17 protein-coding genes and 1 pseudogene are annotated in these 18090 nt (G+C 62.2%); 14 read left to right on the forward strand and 4 right to left on the reverse strand.

Going from position 1 to position 18090, the window contains the following annotated elements:
• Positions 1–70 precede the first annotated feature (70 nt).
• Positions 71–478, reverse strand: a complete 408-nt coding sequence (locus BMW49_RS22745) for a response regulator (RefSeq protein WP_069521427.1) — start codon at positions 476–478, stop codon at positions 71–73.
• A 246-nt stretch (positions 479–724) separates the two neighbouring features.
• Between BMW49_RS22745 and BMW49_RS22750 the strand changes: the two genes are divergently transcribed.
• The 7 genes from BMW49_RS22750 to BMW49_RS22780 all read left to right on the forward strand — a co-directional run bounded on the left by BMW49_RS22750 (position 725) and on the right by BMW49_RS22780 (position 7939).
• Positions 725–4204 carry a response regulator gene (locus BMW49_RS22750; RefSeq protein ID WP_069521429.1) on the forward strand — a complete coding sequence of 1160 codons (3480 nt, stop codon included), beginning with the start codon at positions 725–727 and terminating at the stop codon, positions 4202–4204.
• Entirely contained in the window at positions 4204–5025 is an 822-nt protein-coding gene (locus BMW49_RS22755; RefSeq protein WP_069521431.1) for a CheR family methyltransferase, read from the forward strand. Before BMW49_RS22750 ends, BMW49_RS22755 begins: the two co-directional genes overlap by 1 nt.
• On the forward strand, positions 5022–5621 hold the full coding sequence (locus tag BMW49_RS22760; protein ID WP_069521433.1) for a chemotaxis protein CheB: 600 nt from the start codon (positions 5022–5024) through the stop codon (positions 5619–5621). The genes BMW49_RS22755 and BMW49_RS22760 overlap by 4 nt, the downstream gene beginning before the upstream one ends.
• A complete protein-coding gene (locus tag BMW49_RS22765; RefSeq protein ID WP_069521435.1) occupies positions 5615–6802 on the forward strand; it encodes a hybrid sensor histidine kinase/response regulator in 1188 nt (395 codons plus the stop codon). The genes BMW49_RS22760 and BMW49_RS22765 overlap by 7 nt, the downstream gene beginning before the upstream one ends.
• 67 nt (positions 6803–6869) lie before the next feature.
• Positions 6870–7247: a response regulator gene (locus BMW49_RS22770; protein ID WP_069521438.1), complete on the forward strand. Its 378-nt coding sequence runs from the start codon at positions 6870–6872 to the stop codon at positions 7245–7247.
• A 215-nt stretch (positions 7248–7462) separates the two neighbouring features.
• Positions 7463–7717, forward strand: a complete 255-nt coding sequence (locus BMW49_RS22775) for a hypothetical protein (protein ID WP_069521439.1) — start codon at positions 7463–7465, stop codon at positions 7715–7717.
• A gap of 27 nt (positions 7718–7744) precedes the next feature.
• On the forward strand, positions 7745–7939 hold the full coding sequence (locus BMW49_RS22780) for a PA3371 family protein (RefSeq protein ID WP_069521441.1): 195 nt from the start codon (positions 7745–7747) through the stop codon (positions 7937–7939).
• Here the strand turns inward: BMW49_RS22780 and BMW49_RS22785 are convergent.
• Together BMW49_RS22785 and algB are read right to left on the reverse strand one after the other, a co-directional pair.
• Positions 7936–9720 (reverse strand): ATP-binding protein, encoded by a 1785-nt coding sequence (locus tag BMW49_RS22785; RefSeq protein ID WP_069521443.1) that lies wholly within the window; start codon positions 9718–9720, stop codon positions 7936–7938. The two genes, BMW49_RS22780 and BMW49_RS22785, sit on opposite strands and share 4 nt — an antisense overlap.
• Positions 9717–11063 (reverse strand): sigma-54-dependent response regulator transcription factor AlgB, encoded by a 1347-nt coding sequence (gene algB / locus BMW49_RS22790; RefSeq protein WP_069521445.1) that lies wholly within the window; start codon positions 11061–11063, stop codon positions 9717–9719. The genes BMW49_RS22785 and algB overlap by 4 nt, the downstream gene beginning before the upstream one ends.
• A gap of 610 nt (positions 11064–11673) precedes the next feature.
• Here algB and BMW49_RS22795 point away from each other — a divergent pair.
• From BMW49_RS22795 to BMW49_RS25725, 6 genes and pseudogenes are all read left to right on the forward strand, one after another.
• Positions 11674–11859, forward strand: a complete 186-nt coding sequence (locus BMW49_RS22795) for a hypothetical protein (protein ID WP_069521447.1) — start codon at positions 11674–11676, stop codon at positions 11857–11859.
• Positions 11860–11912: 53 nt separating this feature from the next.
• Positions 11913–12077, forward strand: a complete 165-nt coding sequence (locus BMW49_RS22800; RefSeq protein ID WP_069521449.1) for a DUF1328 domain-containing protein — start codon at positions 11913–11915, stop codon at positions 12075–12077.
• Positions 12078–12178: 101 nt separating this feature from the next.
• Complete coding sequence (locus BMW49_RS22805) at positions 12179–12643, forward strand: inhibitor of vertebrate lysozyme family protein (RefSeq protein WP_069521451.1); 465 nt, start codon at positions 12179–12181, stop codon at positions 12641–12643.
• A 114-nt stretch (positions 12644–12757) separates the two neighbouring features.
• Positions 12758–13987: a nucleoside recognition domain-containing protein gene (locus tag BMW49_RS22810; RefSeq protein WP_069521454.1), complete on the forward strand. Its 1230-nt coding sequence runs from the start codon at positions 12758–12760 to the stop codon at positions 13985–13987.
• Positions 13988–14088: 101 nt separating this feature from the next.
• Positions 14089–14616 (forward strand): annotated as a pseudogene (locus tag BMW49_RS25720) (MCP four helix bundle domain-containing protein); the annotation flags it as partial.
• A 477-nt stretch (positions 14617–15093) separates the two neighbouring features.
• The gene (locus BMW49_RS25725) at positions 15094–15702 is read left to right on the forward strand and encodes a methyl-accepting chemotaxis protein (protein WP_371850896.1); all 609 of its coding nucleotides are present in this window, start codon (positions 15094–15096) and stop codon (positions 15700–15702) included.
• Positions 15703–15757: 55 nt separating this feature from the next.
• Here BMW49_RS25725 and BMW49_RS22820 read toward each other — a convergent pair whose 3' ends face one another.
• Complete coding sequence (locus BMW49_RS22820; protein WP_069521500.1) at positions 15758–16768, reverse strand: DUF5924 family protein; 1011 nt, start codon at positions 16766–16768, stop codon at positions 15758–15760.
• Between the two features lie 298 nt (positions 16769–17066).
• Here BMW49_RS22820 and BMW49_RS22825 point away from each other — a divergent pair, with 298 nt between their 5' ends.
• Positions 17067–18038: a TAXI family TRAP transporter solute-binding subunit gene (locus BMW49_RS22825; RefSeq protein ID WP_069521458.1), complete on the forward strand. Its 972-nt coding sequence runs from the start codon at positions 17067–17069 to the stop codon at positions 18036–18038.
• Positions 18039–18090: the final 52 nt, after the last annotated feature.

An 18090-nucleotide genomic window follows, 5' to 3' on the forward strand; every position in this document is an offset into this window, starting at 1 on the left:
CTCTCTGCCATACCGCTGAATGGCCGCTATTCGCCGCGAGGCGCGGCTCCTACGAGAAGCAGCGACGCGGTTAACCCAGCAGGTTTTGCACAGTGCTGCGCAGCAGATCCAATGAGTAGGGCTTGGTGATGGTAGCTGTGGCAGCGCCTTCGCCGGTCTGGCTCGGTACACCCTCGCCATAGCCGCTGGCGAACAACACAGGCAATTGCGGGCGTAGGCTGCGGGCGCGAATCATCAGTTGGTGGCCGTCCATGCCTGGCAGGCCGATGTCGGTCATCAGCAGATCCAGCGGCTGATCGCTTTCCAGAACGACCAACGCCTGTTGCGCATCCGCCGCTTCAAGTACCTGATACTCCAGCTCCATAAGCACTTCGAGGGTGAGCATGCGCACGATGTCGTCATCCTCGACCAACAGAATGGTGCAGTCGCCAGCACTGCGCAGTGCATCGTCATCGGTGCCGTGAGTCCGGTCTTGCATCCAGTAACCTCGTTTGGGCGGGGCGGCTTCGCGACCGGCACCCTCTAATGGGCCGGCGAGTTTATTCGACACTTTTCGACACGTGTGGGTTCAGAAGACCGACGGTCTTATAGTACGCCGCGCATCGTTGTTCAGGCACAGTCCTGGGCCGCGCCGCGCGGTTTTTTCTTCGATCTTGGAAATGCGTGCTTTTTCGCCAGGCTTTACGGCAGAATTCCCGAAATTTCCCGCCAATTGGAATGGATGATGAACCCTATGTCGACTGTGGACGAACGCAGCTTTCGTCGTGTGCTGCGGCGTAACCTGGCGTTACCCCTGGGCATAGGTGTCTTCACGGCTGTGTTTTTTGTGGGCCTGATTGTCTACCTGCTGAGCGTGCTCAAGTGGGTGGAACACACCGACCGGGTCATCGGTAACGCGGGTGAAGCGGTGAAGTTGTCCATCGACCTGGAAACCGGCCTGCGTGGCTTTTTGATTACCGGCGATGAGGCCTTCCTGGCGCCTTATGAGGTGGCCAAACCGCGCATCCGTGCCGAGCTCGAAAGCCTGGCCGAGCAAGTGGCGGACAACCCCGATCAGCTTGACCGCCTGCGGCGGATTCAGGCCCTGCATCAGGAGTGGGAAGGCTTCGCTGACGAGATGAAAACTGTGCGCCGCAGCGAGGGCGACTATGCCGATGTGGTAAGCAGTGGTCGCGGTAAACGCCTGACCGATCAGCTACGCGAGGAGTACGACGCGTTCGTCGCGGTCGAACAGCAATTGCGCCAGACGCGCAACCAGGCCGCTAACCGCACGGTAGTGATCAGCGTGGTCGCTTTTCTGCTGGTCAGTCTGAGCCTCAGCGCGGCGCTCGCCCTGTTTGGCCGGCGTGAGTTGATGCGTCTATCGCAGAGCTATGCGCACAGTCTCGAGTTGCAGCGCCTCACGGCTGAGCAGATTGAGGAGAAAGCCTGGTTGCGCAGCGGCCAGAGTGCCCTGGCCGAACAGGTACTGGGCCAGCTCACCTTGCCGGTACTGGGGCGCAATGTGCTGCGTTATCTGGCGGCCTACCTGGATTCACCGGTGGGCGCGTTTTATGTGCGTGATGATCAGGGCGCGCTGGCGCGGGTCGCCAGCTATGGCTTCAGCCGTGAGCAGGAGCAGGCCGAGCAGCGTTTCCATGGCCAGGACACCCTGGTCGGCCAGGCAGCTGCCGAGGGCCGCATGCTGAGCCTGGAAAACCTTCCGGTCGATTACCTGAAAGTCACCAGCGGCCTGGGCGATACCACGCCATTGCAGGTGCTGGTGCTGCCGATTCGCAGTGAACAACAGGTCAATGGGGTACTCGAGCTGGGCTTCCTGCGGCCGTTACAGGCGCGTGACCGCGAATTCCTCGAGTTGATTGCGGAGAACATCGGGACCTCCATCGAGGCGGCCAAGTACCGTCAGCGTCTGCAGGATGTGCTCGCCGAGACCCAGCAACTCAACGAGGAGCTGCAGGTTCAGCAGGAAGAACTGCGCACCGCCAACGAGGAGCTGGAGGAACAGTCGCGGGTGCTCAAGGAGTCCCAGGCGCACCTGGAAATCCAGCAGGCGGAGTTGGAGCAGACCAACGAACAACTGGCCGCGCAGACGCAGATGCTCGCCGAACAGCGTGACGCCCTGGATGACAAGAACGCCGTGCTCAACCGCGTTCAGGTGCAGTTGGAGGAGCGCGCCGAAGAGTTGCAGCGCGCCAGCCTGTACAAGTCCGAGTTCCTCGCCAACATGTCCCATGAGCTGCGTACGCCGCTCAACAGTTCGCTGATCCTGGCCAAATTGCTCGCTGACAACGCCAAGGGCAATCTGGATGCCGAGCAGGTGAAGTTCGCCGAGTCGATCTACGCAGCCGGCAATGATCTGCTCAACCTGATCAACGACATCCTCGATATTTCCAAGGTTGAAGCTGGCAAGCTCGATGTGCGCCCACACGACATGCGCATCGATCGTCTGATCGACGGCCTGCAGCGGGTATTCGCGCCCATCGCAGGGGAAAAGCAGCTGAGCTTCAGCGTCGACACCCTCGCGGGTGTGCCGCAGATCCTCCACAGCGATCAGCAACGGGTCGAGCAGATCCTCAAGAACCTGCTGTCCAACGCGCTCAAGTTCACCGAGCGCGGCGGCGTCACCCTGACCGTCTCACGCCAGCCCGGCGCCGGGATCGCCTTTGCGGTCAAGGACAGTGGCATCGGTATCCGCGCCGAGCAGCAAGAGGCGATCTTCGAGGCGTTCCGCCAGGCCGATGGCACCACCAACCGCCGCTATGGCGGCACCGGCCTGGGCTTGTCGATCTCCCGCGACCTGGCCGCCCTGCTCGGCGGCTCGATCAGCGTGGTCAGCGTGCCAGGTGAAGGCAGTACCTTTACCCTGAACCTGCCGGAAACCTTCGAGCCTTCGCTCAGCAGCCCGGCACCGGCACTGCTGCCGCAGATGCCCGCCGTGTTGCCGGTCGCGGCCGCCGCGCCGCAACCCAAGCCCGAAGTGCCGCGTTTTGCCGATGACCGTGAGCTGTTGCCCAGCGAGGGGCGCTGCATCCTGGTCATCGAGGACGAGCCCAAGTTCGCGCAGATTCTCTACGACCTGGCCCATGAGCTGGGTTATCGCTGCCTGGTCGCCCACGGCGCCGACGACGGCCTGACCCTGGCCGAAAACCTGCAGCCCGACGCCGTGCTGCTGGACATGCGCCTGCCCGATGCCTCGGGCCTGACCGTGCTGCAGCGGCTCAAGGAAAACGCCGTTACCCGGCATATTCCGGTGCATGTGATCTCGGTCGAGGACCGCATGGAGGCAGCCCTGCAACTGGGCGCCATCGGCTATGCGGTGAAGCCGGCCACCCGCGAGCAGCTCAAGGATGTGTTCGCCAAGCTCGATGCCAAGCTGGCCCAGCAGGTCAAACGCGTGCTGCTGGTCGAGGACGATGCCCGCCAGCGCGAGAGCATTGCCCGGCTGATCGGCGACGATGACATCGAGATCACGGCCGTGGAGTTTGGCGAGCAGGCCCTGCAACTGCTGCGCTCACAGGTGTTCGACTGCATGATCATCGACCTCAAGCTGCCCGACATGCAGGGCAATGAGTTGCTCAAGCGCATGTCCAGTGAGGACATCCGCGCCTTCCCGCCGGTCATTGTCTACACCGGTCGCAACCTGACCCGCGATGAAGAAGCCGACCTGATGAAGTACTCGCGCTCGATCATCATCAAGGGTGCACGCTCGCCCGAGCGCCTGCTCGACGAGGTCACGCTGTTCCTGCACAAGGTCGAGTCGCAGCTCTCCAGTGACCGGCAGAACATGCTCAAGACTGCGCGCGCCCGTGACAAGGTGTTCGAGGGGCGGCGCATCCTCTTGGTTGACGATGACGTGCGCAATATCTTTGCCCTGACCAGCGCGCTGGAACAAAAGGGCGCACTGGTCGAGGTCGGCCGCAATGGCCATGAAGCCCTGGCGCGGCTCAATGAAGTGGCCGATATCGACCTGGTGCTGATGGATGTGATGATGCCGGAAATGGACGGCTACACCGCCACTCAGGAAATCCGCAAAGACCCGCGCTGGCGCAAGCTGCCGATCATCGCTGTGACCGCCAAGGCCATGAAGGATGACCAGGACCGCTGCCTCAAGGCCGGCGCCAACGACTACCTGGCCAAGCCCATCGATCTGGATCGGCTGTTCTCGCTGATCCGGGTGTGGATGCCCAAACTGGAACGCATCTGATGGCTCCCGAACGCGATATCGAGATTGAACTGCGCCTGCTGATCGAGGCCATTTACCTCAAGTACGACTACGACTTTCGCGACTACTCCGGTGCATCGCTCAAGCGCCGGGTGCGCCATGCCCTGGTGCAGTTCGAGTGCCAGACCGTCTCGGCCCTGCAGGAGCGCATCCTGCACGACCCCAACGCGTTCATGCAGTTGCTGCAGTACCTGACGATTCCGGTCAGCGAGATGTTCCGCGACCCGGGCTACTTTCTCGCCCTGCGCGAGCAAGTGGTGCCGCTGCTGCGCACCTACCCTTCGGTGAAGATCTGGGTGGCAGGCTGCAGCACCGGCGAGGAGGTCTATTCGCTGGCGATCCTGTTGCGCGAGGAAGGCCTGCTGGAGCGCTCGATCATCTATGCCACCGACATCAACCCGCGCTCGCTGGAAAAGGCCGAGCGCGGCATCTACCCCCTCGAGGCTATTCAAGGCTTTACCAACAACTACCAGAAGGCCGGCGGTCGCCAAGCGCTGTCCGATTACTACACCGCCGCCTACGATGGCGCGCTGTTCGACAAGTCGTTGCGCGCCCAGGTGACGTTCGCCGACCACAGCCTGGCGACCGACAGTGTGTTTTCCGAAACCCAGCTGGTCTCCTGCCGCAACGTGCTGATCTACTTCAACAAGACCCTGCAGGACCGCGCCTTCGGGCTGTTCCACGAGTCGCTCTGTCACCGCGGCTTCCTCGGCCTGGGCAGCAAGGAGAGTTTGGATTTTTCCAGCTTTGCGCGCGCTTTCGAGCCGGTGAGCAAGCACGAACGGATCTTTCGCAAGCGATGAGCGCGCCACTGTTACCCCGACGTATACCCCTTCAGGCGCTGATGCTCGGTGGCTCTGCGGGCGGCGTGACCGCGCTGCTGTGTCTGCTGGAGACGCTGCCGGCCGATTACCGCCTGCCGGTGGTGATGTTGCTGCACCTGCCCGATGACCGTCACAGCGAGCTGGCCCAGGTGTTCCAGCGGCGTCTGGCACTGCGCGTCAAGGAGGCCGAGGGCGGTGAGACATTGCAGCCTGCCTGCGTTTATGTGGCGCCACCGGGCTATCACCTGCTGATTGAGCAGGACCGCAGCTTTTCCCTGAGTCGCGAGGCGCCACAGCACCATTCGCGGCCCTCGATCGACGTGCTCTTCGAATCTGCCGCCGATGCCTATGGCGCGGCGCTGGCCGCTGTGTTGCTGACCGGCGCCAACCAGGACGGCGCCGCCGGCCTGGCCGCTGTCAAAGCACGCGGTGGCCTGACCATCGTGCAAGACCCCACCGATGCCCAGGTGCCGACCATGCCGGAAGCGGCACTGGCCCTGCACACGCCAGACTATGTCCTGGCGCTACCCGACCTACGCGCGTTGCTCAAGGAGCTGGACAAGAGCCCATGCTAAGCAAAATTGAGGCGAAACTACTGATCGTCGACGATCTGCCGGAAAACCTGCTGGCACTGGAGGGACTGATCAGGGGCGATGACCGGCAGGTGTACCAGGCCAGTAGTGCCGATGAGGCACTGTCGCTGTTGCTGCAGCATGAGTTCGCCCTGGCCATTCTCGACGTGCAGATGCCGGGCATGAATGGCTTCGAGCTGGCCGAGCTGATGCGCGGTACGGAAAAGACCAAGCACATTCCTATCGTCTTCGTCAGCGCGGCAGGGCGTGAGCTCAATTACGCCTTCAAGGGCTATGAAAGCGGTGCAGTGGATTTCCTGCACAAGCCGCTGGATATCAAGGCGGTCACCAGCAAGGTCACCGTGTTCGTCGAGCTGTATCGCCAGCGCCAGGCCATCAAGCAACAGGTTCAGGCGTTGGAGAAGAGCCGGCAGGAGCAGGACACCCTGCTGGCCGAGCTGCGCGCCACCCAGGAGGAGCTGCAACTGGCCGTGCGCATGCGCGATGACTTCATGTCCATCGTCTCCCATGAAGTACGCACACCGCTCAATGGCCTGATGCTGGAAACCCAACTGCGCAAGCTGCACCTGGACAAGGGCAATATGGCGGCCTTCACCCCGGAGAAGCTGCGGGCGATGAGCGAGCGCGACGAGCGCCAGATCAACAGCCTGACCCGGCTGATCGAGGACATGCTGGATGTTTCGCGCATCCGTACCGGCAAATTGTCGATCTTGCCCACCGCTGTGGACCTGGCCGAACTGGTGGCGCGGGTTGTCGAAAACTTCGAGTCGCAGCTCAGTGCTGCCGGCTGCAGCATCAGCCTCGATGTACAGCCGGTGACCGGTTACTGGGATGCCTTCCGGCTTGAGCAGGTGGTGGCCAACCTGCTGACCAATGCCCTGCGTTACGGCGCCCGCCAGCCCGTCGAGATCAGTGTCGAACGCCAGGGCGAGCAGGCCTGCCTGCGGGTGCGTGACCACGGCATCGGCATCAGCAGCACAGATCAGGAGCGTATTTTTCAGCAGTTCGAGCGCGTAGCCTCGACCTCGGTGCGCCAGGGACTGGGGCTGGGATTATTCATCACCCGGCAGATAGTCGCGGCGCACCAGGGCCATATTCAGGTGTACAGCGAGCTCGGCCAGGGGGCCTGCTTCGAGGTGAGCTTGCCGCTATCGCCCAGCTGAACTAATTGCCGTGCGGCTCGACTAAGAGACGCTACCGTCTACCCCCCGCTTGCTGGAAATCGCAGTCATGGCCACTGAAACACGCAAAATCGTGCTGATCGTTGAAGATGAACCGGTGTTTCTGTCGATCCTCGCCGAATACCTCGACGAGGAAGGCTATCAGGTGCTGCAGGCCCGCTCGGCCAGTGAAGCGTTCAACATCCTCGCCAGCAAGCCCAAGCTCGACCTGCTGATCACCGACTTTCGCCTGCCTGACGGGGTCAGCGGCGTGATGATCGCCGAGCCGGCGCTCAAACTGCGCCCCGAGCTGCGCATCATCTACATGAGCGGTCACCCGGCGGAAATTTTCGACTCCGGCACGCCGACCCTGGCAGTGGCCCCGATTCTGGCCAAGCCGTTCTCCCTTGACGCGCTCAAAACCCAGATTGAACGCGCGGTAGGCTGAGTTTCGCTACGCCCAGCGTGGGACCGGCTTAAGTGCGACACCGAACAATCGTGCAACTTGCAATGTCCGTAATGGTGCATCGTGCAGACTGCAACACCGCGCCCCTCTTATGTTGTCGTAACTATATGATTTTATTGAATATTTAGGCGTGTTCCGGGTTGGCACGAGCGCTGCTAATCACCTCTGTATTGATTGATGCAGATGGAGATGCTCCCATGACCCGCCCACTTCCGCTGTTTTGCGCCGCTGCCATCGCCCTGAGTGCCGTGTTTGGCCTGCCGTCGCTGCCGGCTTCTCCGGTGCTCGATACCGATTCGCAGTCACTGGCCGAGCGCCGCGCGATTTACCAGGTCATGCAGGCTCAGGCCGCGCGGCCTGCTGCTCAGCACCTGGCCATCAAAGTTCAGGGCAACTCGGCGCTTGCGCCGGTGGCCGGCCATCCGCCAGTGACCGAACGCTGGGTGTTCTAAGCGCGCTCCCGAGGAAGGAAGAAGACCATGTCCAAAGCCGCATTCACGTTACTCGTTCTGCTGAGCCTGGCCGGCGCTGTGCTGCTGTTCGTACCGCTGCCTGAGGCCCTGGTGACTATGGCCAAGGTGTTGTTCGCGGTGCTATTGGCTGGCTTCGTGGTCGCCCTGGCACTGGGCCGACGTTTCAAATTTGATCCGGTTTTGCGTTCCAGTATTCGCTAGAGCGGCAGTGCCATATAGAACTGCGAGCCTTCTCCCGGCCGCGAATACAGGCTGATCCGCCCCCCGTGCAACTGCACGATCTCCTTGCACAGCGCCAGGCCAAGGCCGGCGCCGCCCTTCTTGCGACCGATCTGCACGAACGGCTCGAAGATCCGTCCCTGCTGGCTGAAGTCGATGCCCTCGCCACTGTCCTGCACGCTGAGAATCAGGCGCTTGCCATGCCGGCGTGCCTGCAGCGTGATGGTGCCGCCGGCCTGGCTATGGCGCAGGGCGTTGGCCATCAGGTTGTCGAGTACCCGCTCGATCTGTGCGCGGTCGAGCTGGATGAAGGGCATCTGGCCCATGACCTCTGCAGTCAGGGCGAGCCCGCCGGCTGCGGCCGCCTCGGCATGACGTAGGCGGGTCTGCTCGACCAGATCCGCAATGTCCACGGGCGCCAGTTCCAGGGTCTGCAGGCCATTCTGGTAGCGCGAGAAGTTGAGCAGGTCGCTGATCAACTGCACCAGGCGCGCCATCTCCTCGTTGACGGTCTCGGCCAGGTCCAGCTCGCGTGAGCCGTCGGCCAGGTGCAGGCGCTCTTGCAGCAGGCTGAAGGCCATTTGCATGCCGGTGACCGGGGTGCGCAGCTCATGGGAGGCGCGCAGGACGAATTCGCTGCGCACGCGCTCGAAGGTGCGTTGTTCGGTCACGTCACGCAGCACCATGACCGCGCCAACACTACGGCCGTCGTTATGGCTGATTGGGGTAAGCGCCCAGGCCAGCTGGCGCGTTTCACCGGCGGTTTCGATCTGCAGGTCCTGGGGCGCCTGTTCCAGCAGCTCGCCGCGCAACACCCGCGTCGTGGCGTCGTCGAGATAGGGGCGGCTAAGCAGCTCGCCGAGGGTGCGACCGCGGGGCTCGGCCAGCCAGAACAATTGACGGATGGCTACCGGGTTGGCGTGTTCGACCCGCCCCTGAGGGTCGATGATCACCAGGCCATAGTCGATGCTGTCCAGCACCGCCTGGAGGCGCGTCTGGCTGGCCAGCAGTTCGTCGACATTGTTCGCGGTGTGGTGGCGCAGCGCTTCGGCCATCAGGCCAAAGCGGCGGCTGAGCAGGGCCATTTCCGCCCAGGGAGACACCGGCAGCACCACGTCGAAGTTGCCCTGGCCGATATTGTCGGCGGCCTTGGCCAACGCTTCGATCGGCGCGCCGAAGCGCCGGGCAACACTGTGCGCAGTGAGCACGCCAATCGCCAGGACGGCGACAGCCAACACACCGAGCAGGCCGGCGATCAGCTTGCCTCGCTCACGGCCTAAGGCTTCTTCCTTCCGGATACCGCTAATGGCTTGGTTCTGCAGGTCGATCACGCGCATGCGTGCAGCGTTGAAGGTCTGGCTGAAGGCATTGCCATCGAGCAGCACCCAGCGAATGCCGGCGTGCTGGCTGATGGTCTGTTGGAACTGCTCGTAAGCCTCCTGAACCGGCTCGAAATGCGCGCGGGTCTGCGCATTGCCACTGCCCAGGCCACGGCTGAGCAATTGCTCGAACTCAGCATCAGACGCGGCCAGGTAGGCGAGGTTGGGGCTTTCGCTGATCAGGTTGACCAACTGATCACCCAGGTTGCGGCGCATTTCCTGGCTCAGCTCGAAGGTGATCAGGCTTTTACGAACGGCGTTTTCCTGGTTGAGGTTCATCTGCATGACGCTGACCACACCAAGCACCAGGCCGAGCAGGGCCACGGTGATCAGCGCGGAAAAGCTCAGAAACAGCCGCGTACGCAGCGCCATGGCAAGCTTCATAGGTTGTACTGTTTGCGCTTGCGGTACAGGGTTGATGCATCGATACCAAGGGTGCGGGCCGCCTGGTCGAGGGTGTCGCTATTGGCCAGTACCGCGCTGATATGGGCTTTTTCCAGGGCCTCGAGGCTGAGCTCGGCGCCGACCCGCGGGGCGTGGCTGCCCACCTGCGGAGTCAGGCCCAGGTGGCTGATGTCGACCTGCTCCTGGGGGCAGATGATGCTGGCGCGCTCGATGACATTGCGCAGCTCGCGGATGTTACCCGGCCAGCGGTAATCCAGCAGGGCGTTGCGCGCTTCATCGGTGAAACCCCGGGCAGGGCGCGCGTAATCCTTGACGAAGCGCGCGAGAAAGCCCTCAGCGAGGGTCATCACGTCATCGGTGCGCTCGCGCAGCGGTGGCAACTTCAGGGTGATCACGTTGAGGCGGTAAAGCAGGTCCTCGCGAAAGCGCCCATCGCGGACCATTTCGTCCAGGTTGAGGTTGGTCGCCGCGAGAATGCGTACGTCGGCGCGGCGGGTCACCGGGTCACCCACTCGCTCGTATTCCTTGTCCTGAATAAAGCGCAGCAGCTTGGGCTGCAAGGTCAGCGGGAAATCGCCGATCTCGTCGAGGAACAGGGTGCCGCCATCGGCCTGGTTGACCCGGCCGAGGGTGCTTTCGCTGGCCCCGGTGAAGGCGCCGCGGCTATGGCCGAACAGCTCGCTTTCCATCAGTTCTGCGGTCAGCGACGGGCAGTTGATGGTGACGCAGGACTTCTTCGCCCGTTGGCTCCAGCCATGGATGGCCCGTGCCAACTCGCCCTTGCCGGTGCCAGACTCGCCGAGGATAAGAATATTGGCATCGGTGTTGGCGACCTGCCGGGCGGTTTCCAGCACCGCCATCATCGCCGGGCTGTGCGAGTCGAGGGCATCCTTGACGTTACGGACCTCGCCTTCTAGCGCTTCCAGGCGTGCTGCCAGGGCGCGCACTTCGAGCTGCTTGGCGGCGGCCAGGCGCAGTTGGTCGGGGCTGCAGGGTTTGACCAGGTAATCAGCGGCGCCGATCTGCATGGCGTCCACCGCAGTGTCCACCGCCGAATGAGCGGTGACGATGACCACGCGCATCCAGGGGGCCTGCAGGCGCATTTGTGCGAGCACATCCAGGCCACTGTCTTCGCCAAGGCGCAGGTCGAGAAAGCACAGGTCGAAGACCTGGCGCTGCAGCAGGGTCTCGGCCTGGGCGGCACTGTTGGCTGTGGCCACCTGATAACCCTGGTCTTCCAGGCAGTAGCGAAAGGTGCGCAGGATTGCCGGTTCGTCATCGACCAGCAGGATGCGTCCGCTGCGTTGTTCGACTGCGTCCATCTAAAAGGGCTCCGAAGTGATTGCAGAGTTTAGTCCAGAAAGGTTCGTGCAAGTTGCACGAAAATTTTTCAGGCCGCCATGCCGGGCCCTAGGCCTCATTGCACTTCTTACTGTTAAGGGTGTTGAGGTCGTTGAACCAAGCCGCAGGCGGTCGTGCAAAACGCCCGAGGGCAAAATCGGTGATCGTGCAGGATGCCGTTCCAAATAATTTTTGTGTTTTTTAAGTTATTGATTTTATTGATTATTTTTAACGATAAAGGTTGGCATGAGCGCTGCAATATCCTGAGTATTAGCAAGGCACGAAGCGTTGTGACCTTGCCCCTATAGAGACCCGCAGGAGGACTTCAGGATGAAACGCCAGCATCTGTATGCACTGCTTCTCGGCAATGGATTGTTCACTGCTGCGGCCCTGACGGTACTTGTCGGGGGCGCAGTAGCAACGCCTGCAATTAACGCCACGCCTAGCTCGTCGCTGAGTCTGTCCGCACCGGTTCAGCAGCAGTGGTCCCCTGCGCCGATGGGGCATGTATTGCCCGTCGCGCGTACGGTTTCGAGTGAGTCCAGCCAGCGCCCCGGTTTACCGACTTGGGTCTTCTGAGGAGTCATCACCATGCTGATGTTGATCATTCTACTTGCGGTGCTGGTCAGTGTTTTATTGGCCATGTTGGGCAGTGCGCTGTTGATGGGTAACGCCTTGTGCGAAAGCCATTACCTCAATGACCTGGACGATGCGCGCAGCGCCGAGCCTGAGTCGACCCCGAATTCTGCCTGGCAGGACAACGCTCTGCCAGGCTGACGTTTGCACCTGTGTCATCGCAACACCCTTCCATTGAAAAAAGGAGATACACCATGTTGAGTTGGGCTATTACGTTTCTGATCATCGCCATCATTGCTGCTGTTCTGGGCTTCGGTGGTATTGCAGGTACCGCGACCGGTATCGCCAAAATCCTCTTCGTGGTTTTTCTGGTGATGTTCGTGGTCTCGTTCATCATGGGCCGCCGACCGCGCGGTTAGAACGGCCTTAACGCCCGATGCGTGCCTGTGGGCATGCCCGGGCGGGCATCACGCGGCGCCCCCAGGGGCGCTACGCTGATTTCGGTTACAAGGAGAATGCCATGACCCCGTGCAAAGGCTTAAAAGGCCTGTTCGCTGGGCTGATGCTGGCAGCGGCGGTGCCTGCAGTAGCGGATACCGATGCGCAATTTCGCCTCAATGAATTACTGTCCAGCGACGCTGAGTACCGTGAAACCTGGCAATCGCTGGTCGAGCACGAAAGCCGCCTGCCGGAATGGGTGCTCAACTTGAGTGGCGTGGCTACGCCCATGAACGCCGTCGAAGACGATGGTGATCGCTATCTGGTGGGCCAACTGTGCGAAACCGAGCGCTGCGATAAGCGTCTGTATGTCGCCTTCAGCTGGGACAAGGACAGTGCCTATGCGCTTTACGTGCAGGTGCCGGCCGGTTTGCCAGCCGACAAGTCGCCTAGCCAACACGCCGACAAACGCTGGTTTGGCGAGCCCGACGAGACCCAGCAGGCGATCCTCGAAGAAGCGCTCAAGCGCGACCCCACCTGGTATTAAGGCGTCTGGCACAGCGACTAGCGCCGCTTGATCCAGAGGCGTATCGCGCACGACCTCAGACCCCCTCACCGCCTCTGGCACGTTATCATCCCCGGCATTGACTGGAGGTGATGCATGCTCAACGGCCTGTGGCTGAGTTTTTTCGTGGTGGCGGCAATCGCCGGCTTTTCGCGCTGGCTAATAGGCGATGACCCTGGCGTGTTCAGCGCCATGGTGGAAAGCCTGTTCGCCATGGCCAAGCTGTCCGTTGAGGTGATGGTGCTGCTGTTCGGTACCCTGACCCTCTGGCTGGGCCTGCTGCGTATCGCCGAGCAGGCCGGATTGGTGAATGCCTTGGCGCGGGCCCTCGGGCCACTGTTCGCGCGGCTGATGCCCGAAGTGCCACGGGGCCACCCGGCGCTCGGGCTGATCACCATGAACTTCGCCGCCAACGGCCTGGGATTGGACAACGCCGCCACGCCCATTGGCCTCAAGGCAATGCGTGCGCTGCAGGAGCTGAACCCCAGCAGCAACACGGCGAGCAACGCGCAGATCCTCTTTCTGGTGCTCAACGCATCCTCGTTGACCCTGTTGCCGGTGACCATCTTCATGTACCGCGCCCAGCAGGGCGCGCCCGACCCTACCCTGGTGTTCCTGCCGATTCTCCTGGCGACCAGCGCCTCGACCCTGGTCGGCCTGCTGTCGGTGGCGCTGATGCAGCGCCTGCGCCTGTGGGACCCGGTGGTACTGGCCTATCTGATCCCCGGCGCGCTGGCCCTGGGCGGCTTTATGGCGCTGCTCGCCGGGCTGTCGGCCACGGCTCTGGGCGCGCTGTCCTCGCTGCTCGGCAACCTCACCTTGTTCGGCATCATCCTGCTATTTCTGCTGCTGGGCGCGGTAAAGCGGGTACCGGTCTACGAGCAGTTTATCGAAGGTGCGCGAGAGGGCTTCGATGTCGCCAAGAGCTTGCTGCCGTACCTGGTGGCGATGCTCTGCGCGGTCGGCGTGCTGCGTGCTTCCGGGGCTCTGGAATTCGGCCTCGATGGCATCCGCTGGCTGGTCGAGTGGGGTGGCTGGGACACCCGCTTTGTCGATGCACTGCCAACTGCTCTGGTCAAACCCTTCTCTGGCAGTGCGGCCCGCGCGATGCTGATCGAAACCATGCAGACCCAGGGTGTCGACAGCTTTCCGGCGCTGATCGCCGCGACCATTCAGGGCAGCACCGAAACCACCTTCTATGTGCTGGCCGTGTACTTCGGCGCCGTGGGCATTCAGCGCGCCCGCCATGCGGTGGGCTGTGCCCTGCTCGCCGAGTTTGCCGGCGTGGTGGCGGCTATTATGGTGTGTTACTGGTTCTTCGCCTGACGGGCAAGCTGAGTTGCGATGCCGAAGGTGGCTGCTCAAGCAGCAGTGGTTCCAGCCGACAACTGTACTATCGTTGTATGTTTAAAGGCCGAGGTATAGGTATGTGGTCGGTTCGTGCGCGTTTGATCAGTCTGGCGATGACCATGCTGCTGAGCTGCCTGGTGATTGGGGTATTCGGTCTCTACGGCTTGAAGAGCACCGTGGCTGGCCTCAACACCGTCTACCTGGATCGCGTGGTGCCCCTGCGCGACTTGAAGCTAATCGCCGACTTATATGCCGTGCAGGTGGTCGACGCCAGTCACAAGGCGCGCAACGGTAACTTCAGCTACGCCGAAGGATTGCGTGAAATCGAAAAGGCTGAAGCCGATATTGAGCGTATCTGGCAGGCTTACCTGGCCACACATTTGATCACCGAGGAGCAGCGCCTGATCGAGCGCATCACGCCGCTGATGGCAGCCTCCCAGGAGCCCTTGCAGCGTCTCAAGGCCAGCCTGCGTAATAACGATTCTGCGCTGCTCGATGGGTTTGTCCGCGATGAGCTCTATGCCCTTATTGACCCGCTCTCCGGCCTGTTTTCCGAATTGATCGAGGTGCAACTGGGCGAAGCACGTCGGCAGTACGAGCTGGGCCAGGCCACGTATGCATCTAATCGCCTACTGGTGTTCTCGTTGGTACTGCTAACCCTGGGTGGTGGCGCCTTGTTCGCTTGGCTGATTGGCCGGCAGTTGCTCAGGCAACTGGGTGCCGAGCCGGTCGAGCTGGAGCAGCGCGCTCGCATGGTTGCCGAAGGGCAACTGACGGCTACGGCGCAACAGGGTGAACCGACGGGCGTATTACGTTCAGTAGAAACCATGCGCAAGAACCTGCACGGCATGATCCAGCAGATCAGTGGCGGCAGCGAGCAGATCGAGACGGCTGCACTGCAACTGGCGACGTCCGCCGATCAGGTGCTCATTGGCGCCAATCAGCAGGCGGCTGTCGCCTCCAGCATGGCCGCTGCCGTGGAGCAATTGTCCGTGAGCATCGGGCAGATTGCCGACAGTGCCCAGCAGGCTGACAGCACGGCACAGGTGGCGGGTGATGCCAGCGAGGCGGGGATGCAGGTGATGGGCGAAGCCCTGCGCGAGATCGAGCAAGTGGCCCAGATGGTGGCAAACAGTGCGAGCGATATCGATGCCCTGGCTGCGCAGTCGGCCACTATTACCAGCATTGTTGGTGTGATCCGCGGTATCGCTGAGCAGACTAATCTGCTGGCCCTTAACGCGGCTATCGAGGCCGCGCGTGCGGGCGATCAGGGCCGAGGTTTTGCCGTGGTCGCCGATGAGGTGCGCAACCTGGCAGCGCGTACCGCGCAGTCGACCACGGAGATCGTTAGCCTGGTTTCGGCGATTCAGACCGGCATGGGCACGGCCCGCGAGAGCATGGCCAGTGGGCGCGAACGGGTCGGTTCAGGGTTGCAGTTGGTGGGCCAGGTGGGCGAGGCCATGGCGCGGATCAAACACGCACTGCGCGACAGCCAGGTCGCGACCGGAGGCATTGCGTTGTCGCTCAAGGAGCAGCGCGCGGCCAGCGACGAGGTGGCGCTGAACGTTGAGCGTGTGGCGCAGATTGTCGAAGAAAACACTGCCGCGCAGCAGGGCATTGCCCAGTCTACCCAAGCCCTGCAGGCCCTGGGTTATGATCTGGCTCAGCTGACCCGACGCTTTCGCCTTTAGGGTTTGTTGACGCTTGGTTCGCGGCTTGCGACGAAACCTCAACAGACCCTTGGCCTCAATCAACTCGAAAGCGCAGCACACCAATCATCTGCCCGGCCTCGGTGAGCACCTGGACCTGCCAGCGCCCGGCAGGCTCGGCGGGGAAGTTCTGCTTGTGGGTCCAGGCGCGATAGCCATTCTTGCGCCCGCCGTGGATGTCCAGAGCGATCCGATCCACTTCCTGGCCGTTGTGCCGCCAGACGTGGTAAATCCGCTCATCGAGACCACGCGGGGCGTTGATCGCGGTGTAGGCGAACAGCCCGGTACTGCGCAGCGCTTCGCTGCTGACCTGCTGCAAGCCTTCGCCCGGTGAGCGATTGGCGTCGTCGAACTGAGTCGTCACTGCCACTTCGGTCAGCCACAGCGTCGCGGGCGGCACCCAGGTGCGCGCCAGCCAGCCACCGGCGCCCAGGGCCAGGGTCAGGCCGATCAACAACAGTCCACGCCACCAGCGGCGCACGGTAATCAGGCCGAGCAGGCTGGGAAACGACAGCAGCACGGCAGCGCCCAGGGCCAGCTGGTAGCTCTGCGGTGTGGTCAGTTTGAGGATGATTGGCAGGGCCGTGAGCAGCACGGCGAATAGCGCCAGGGTGTGGTACGCCAGGTACAGCCAGCGCCGTGGCGCCAGCCAGCGGTAATACAGTGGGTCGACGATCGACACCAGCGCAGCGCCGGCGAGCAGGCCGCTGAACAGCAGTTGGCCGCTGTTCCAGGTGGTGGTGATAAAGAAGAACGGCAGGACGAAGAACAGGCTTTCCTGGTGGATCATTTGCGTCGCGTAGCGCAGCAACGGGGGCGGCAGCTCGAAACCGAACCAGGCGGCGATGCGTTCGCGCAGGACATTTTCGAGAAACAGCCACAACCAACTGACCAGCATCACGGCGGCGAGGACCCGCGCCAGTTCGGCCTGGCGATCGACCAGCAGAAAACTGCCGACCCCGGAAACGAAACCAAATACCGCAACCGCACCGGGATGCCGCTGGATCAGCGCAATCAGACGCAGGACGATGTGTTTGCAGTGGCTCAGGGCGCTCAAGAGGCTCTCGCGGATTGATCAATGGCGGCGCGCAGGATACTGCATCGGCGCATGGCATGCGGTTGCCATTCGCCGCCGTTTATCTGCGCCACTGCCTTCGCGCCGAGCACACGTGGCATAGTCGCAAAAGCTGCGCCAGGCGGGGTCTGGCACGGCTGGTTACATCCGTGCAGCGGCTTTTATGGCCAGGAATCACGCAAAACGCTCGCCAGCGGTTAGACTTTCAGGCCTCCGTGCGTGGCCCACGAGGTGCGTGCGGATCAACAACAACCAGAAAAGGAAACTTCCCATGAAAGGCAAATCCTTGGCATGGGCCCTGTCGGCTGCTCTCGCGGGTATCACCCTGAGTGGCGCAGCACAGGCCGAAGATAAATTCGTCACCATTGGCACCGGCGGTCAGACCGGCGTCTATTACGTGGCTGGTCAGTCCATCTGCCGTTTCGTCAACCGTGCCTCGGCTGAGCACGGCATCAAGTGCAACGCCCCGGCCAGCGGTGGCGGTGTGGCCAACGTCAATGGCATTCGCAGTGGCGAATTCAACTTCGGCATCATGCAGTCCGACCATCAGTACAAAGCGCTCAATGGTGTGGCGCCGTTCGCCGCCGAAGGCGCAATGAGCGACATCCGTGCAGTCTTCTCGCTGCAGAGCGAGGTGTTCACCATCCTCGCCCGCCGCGATGCCAACATCAAAAGCTTCGATGACCTCAAGGGCAAGCGCGTCAACATCGGTAACCCGGGTTCGGGTCAGCGCGATACCCTCGAAGAAATCATGGCTGTCAAAGGCTGGGAGCGTTCCGCGTTTGCCCTGGCGGCTGAACTCAAGCCCGCCGAGCAGGCTTCTGCTCTGGGTGACAACAATATCGATGCGATGACCTACTTCGTCGGTCACCCCAACGGCGCCATCCAGGAAGCCACCACCACCACCGACGCGGTGCTGGTACCGGTGACCGGTGCTGACATCGACAAGCTGCTGGCCGAGAAGAGCTACTACACCAAGGCTGACATCCCCGGTGGCCTGTACAAAGGCAACGATGCACCGACTCCGTCGATTGGTGGCAAGGCTGTGCTGTCCACCTCCGCCAGTGCCGACCCGGAAGTGGTCTACCAACTGGTCAAGTCGGTATTCGACAACCTCGATCGCTTCAAGCGTCTGCACCCTGCATTTGCTGACCTGAAAGAAGAAGACATGATCAAGGTTGGTCTCACCGCACCGCTGCATGAAGGCGCTGCGCGCTACTACAAGGAACGTGGCTGGCTGTAATTCGGACCGGCCTTGGCGATGCCAGGCCGGCTCCAGGGTCCGCGGTCGCCGG

It is taken from the genome of Pseudomonas cuatrocienegasensis, from assembly GCF_900110925.1.
GTDB lineage: Bacteria > Pseudomonadota > Gammaproteobacteria > Pseudomonadales > Pseudomonadaceae > Aquipseudomonas > Aquipseudomonas cuatrocienegasensis.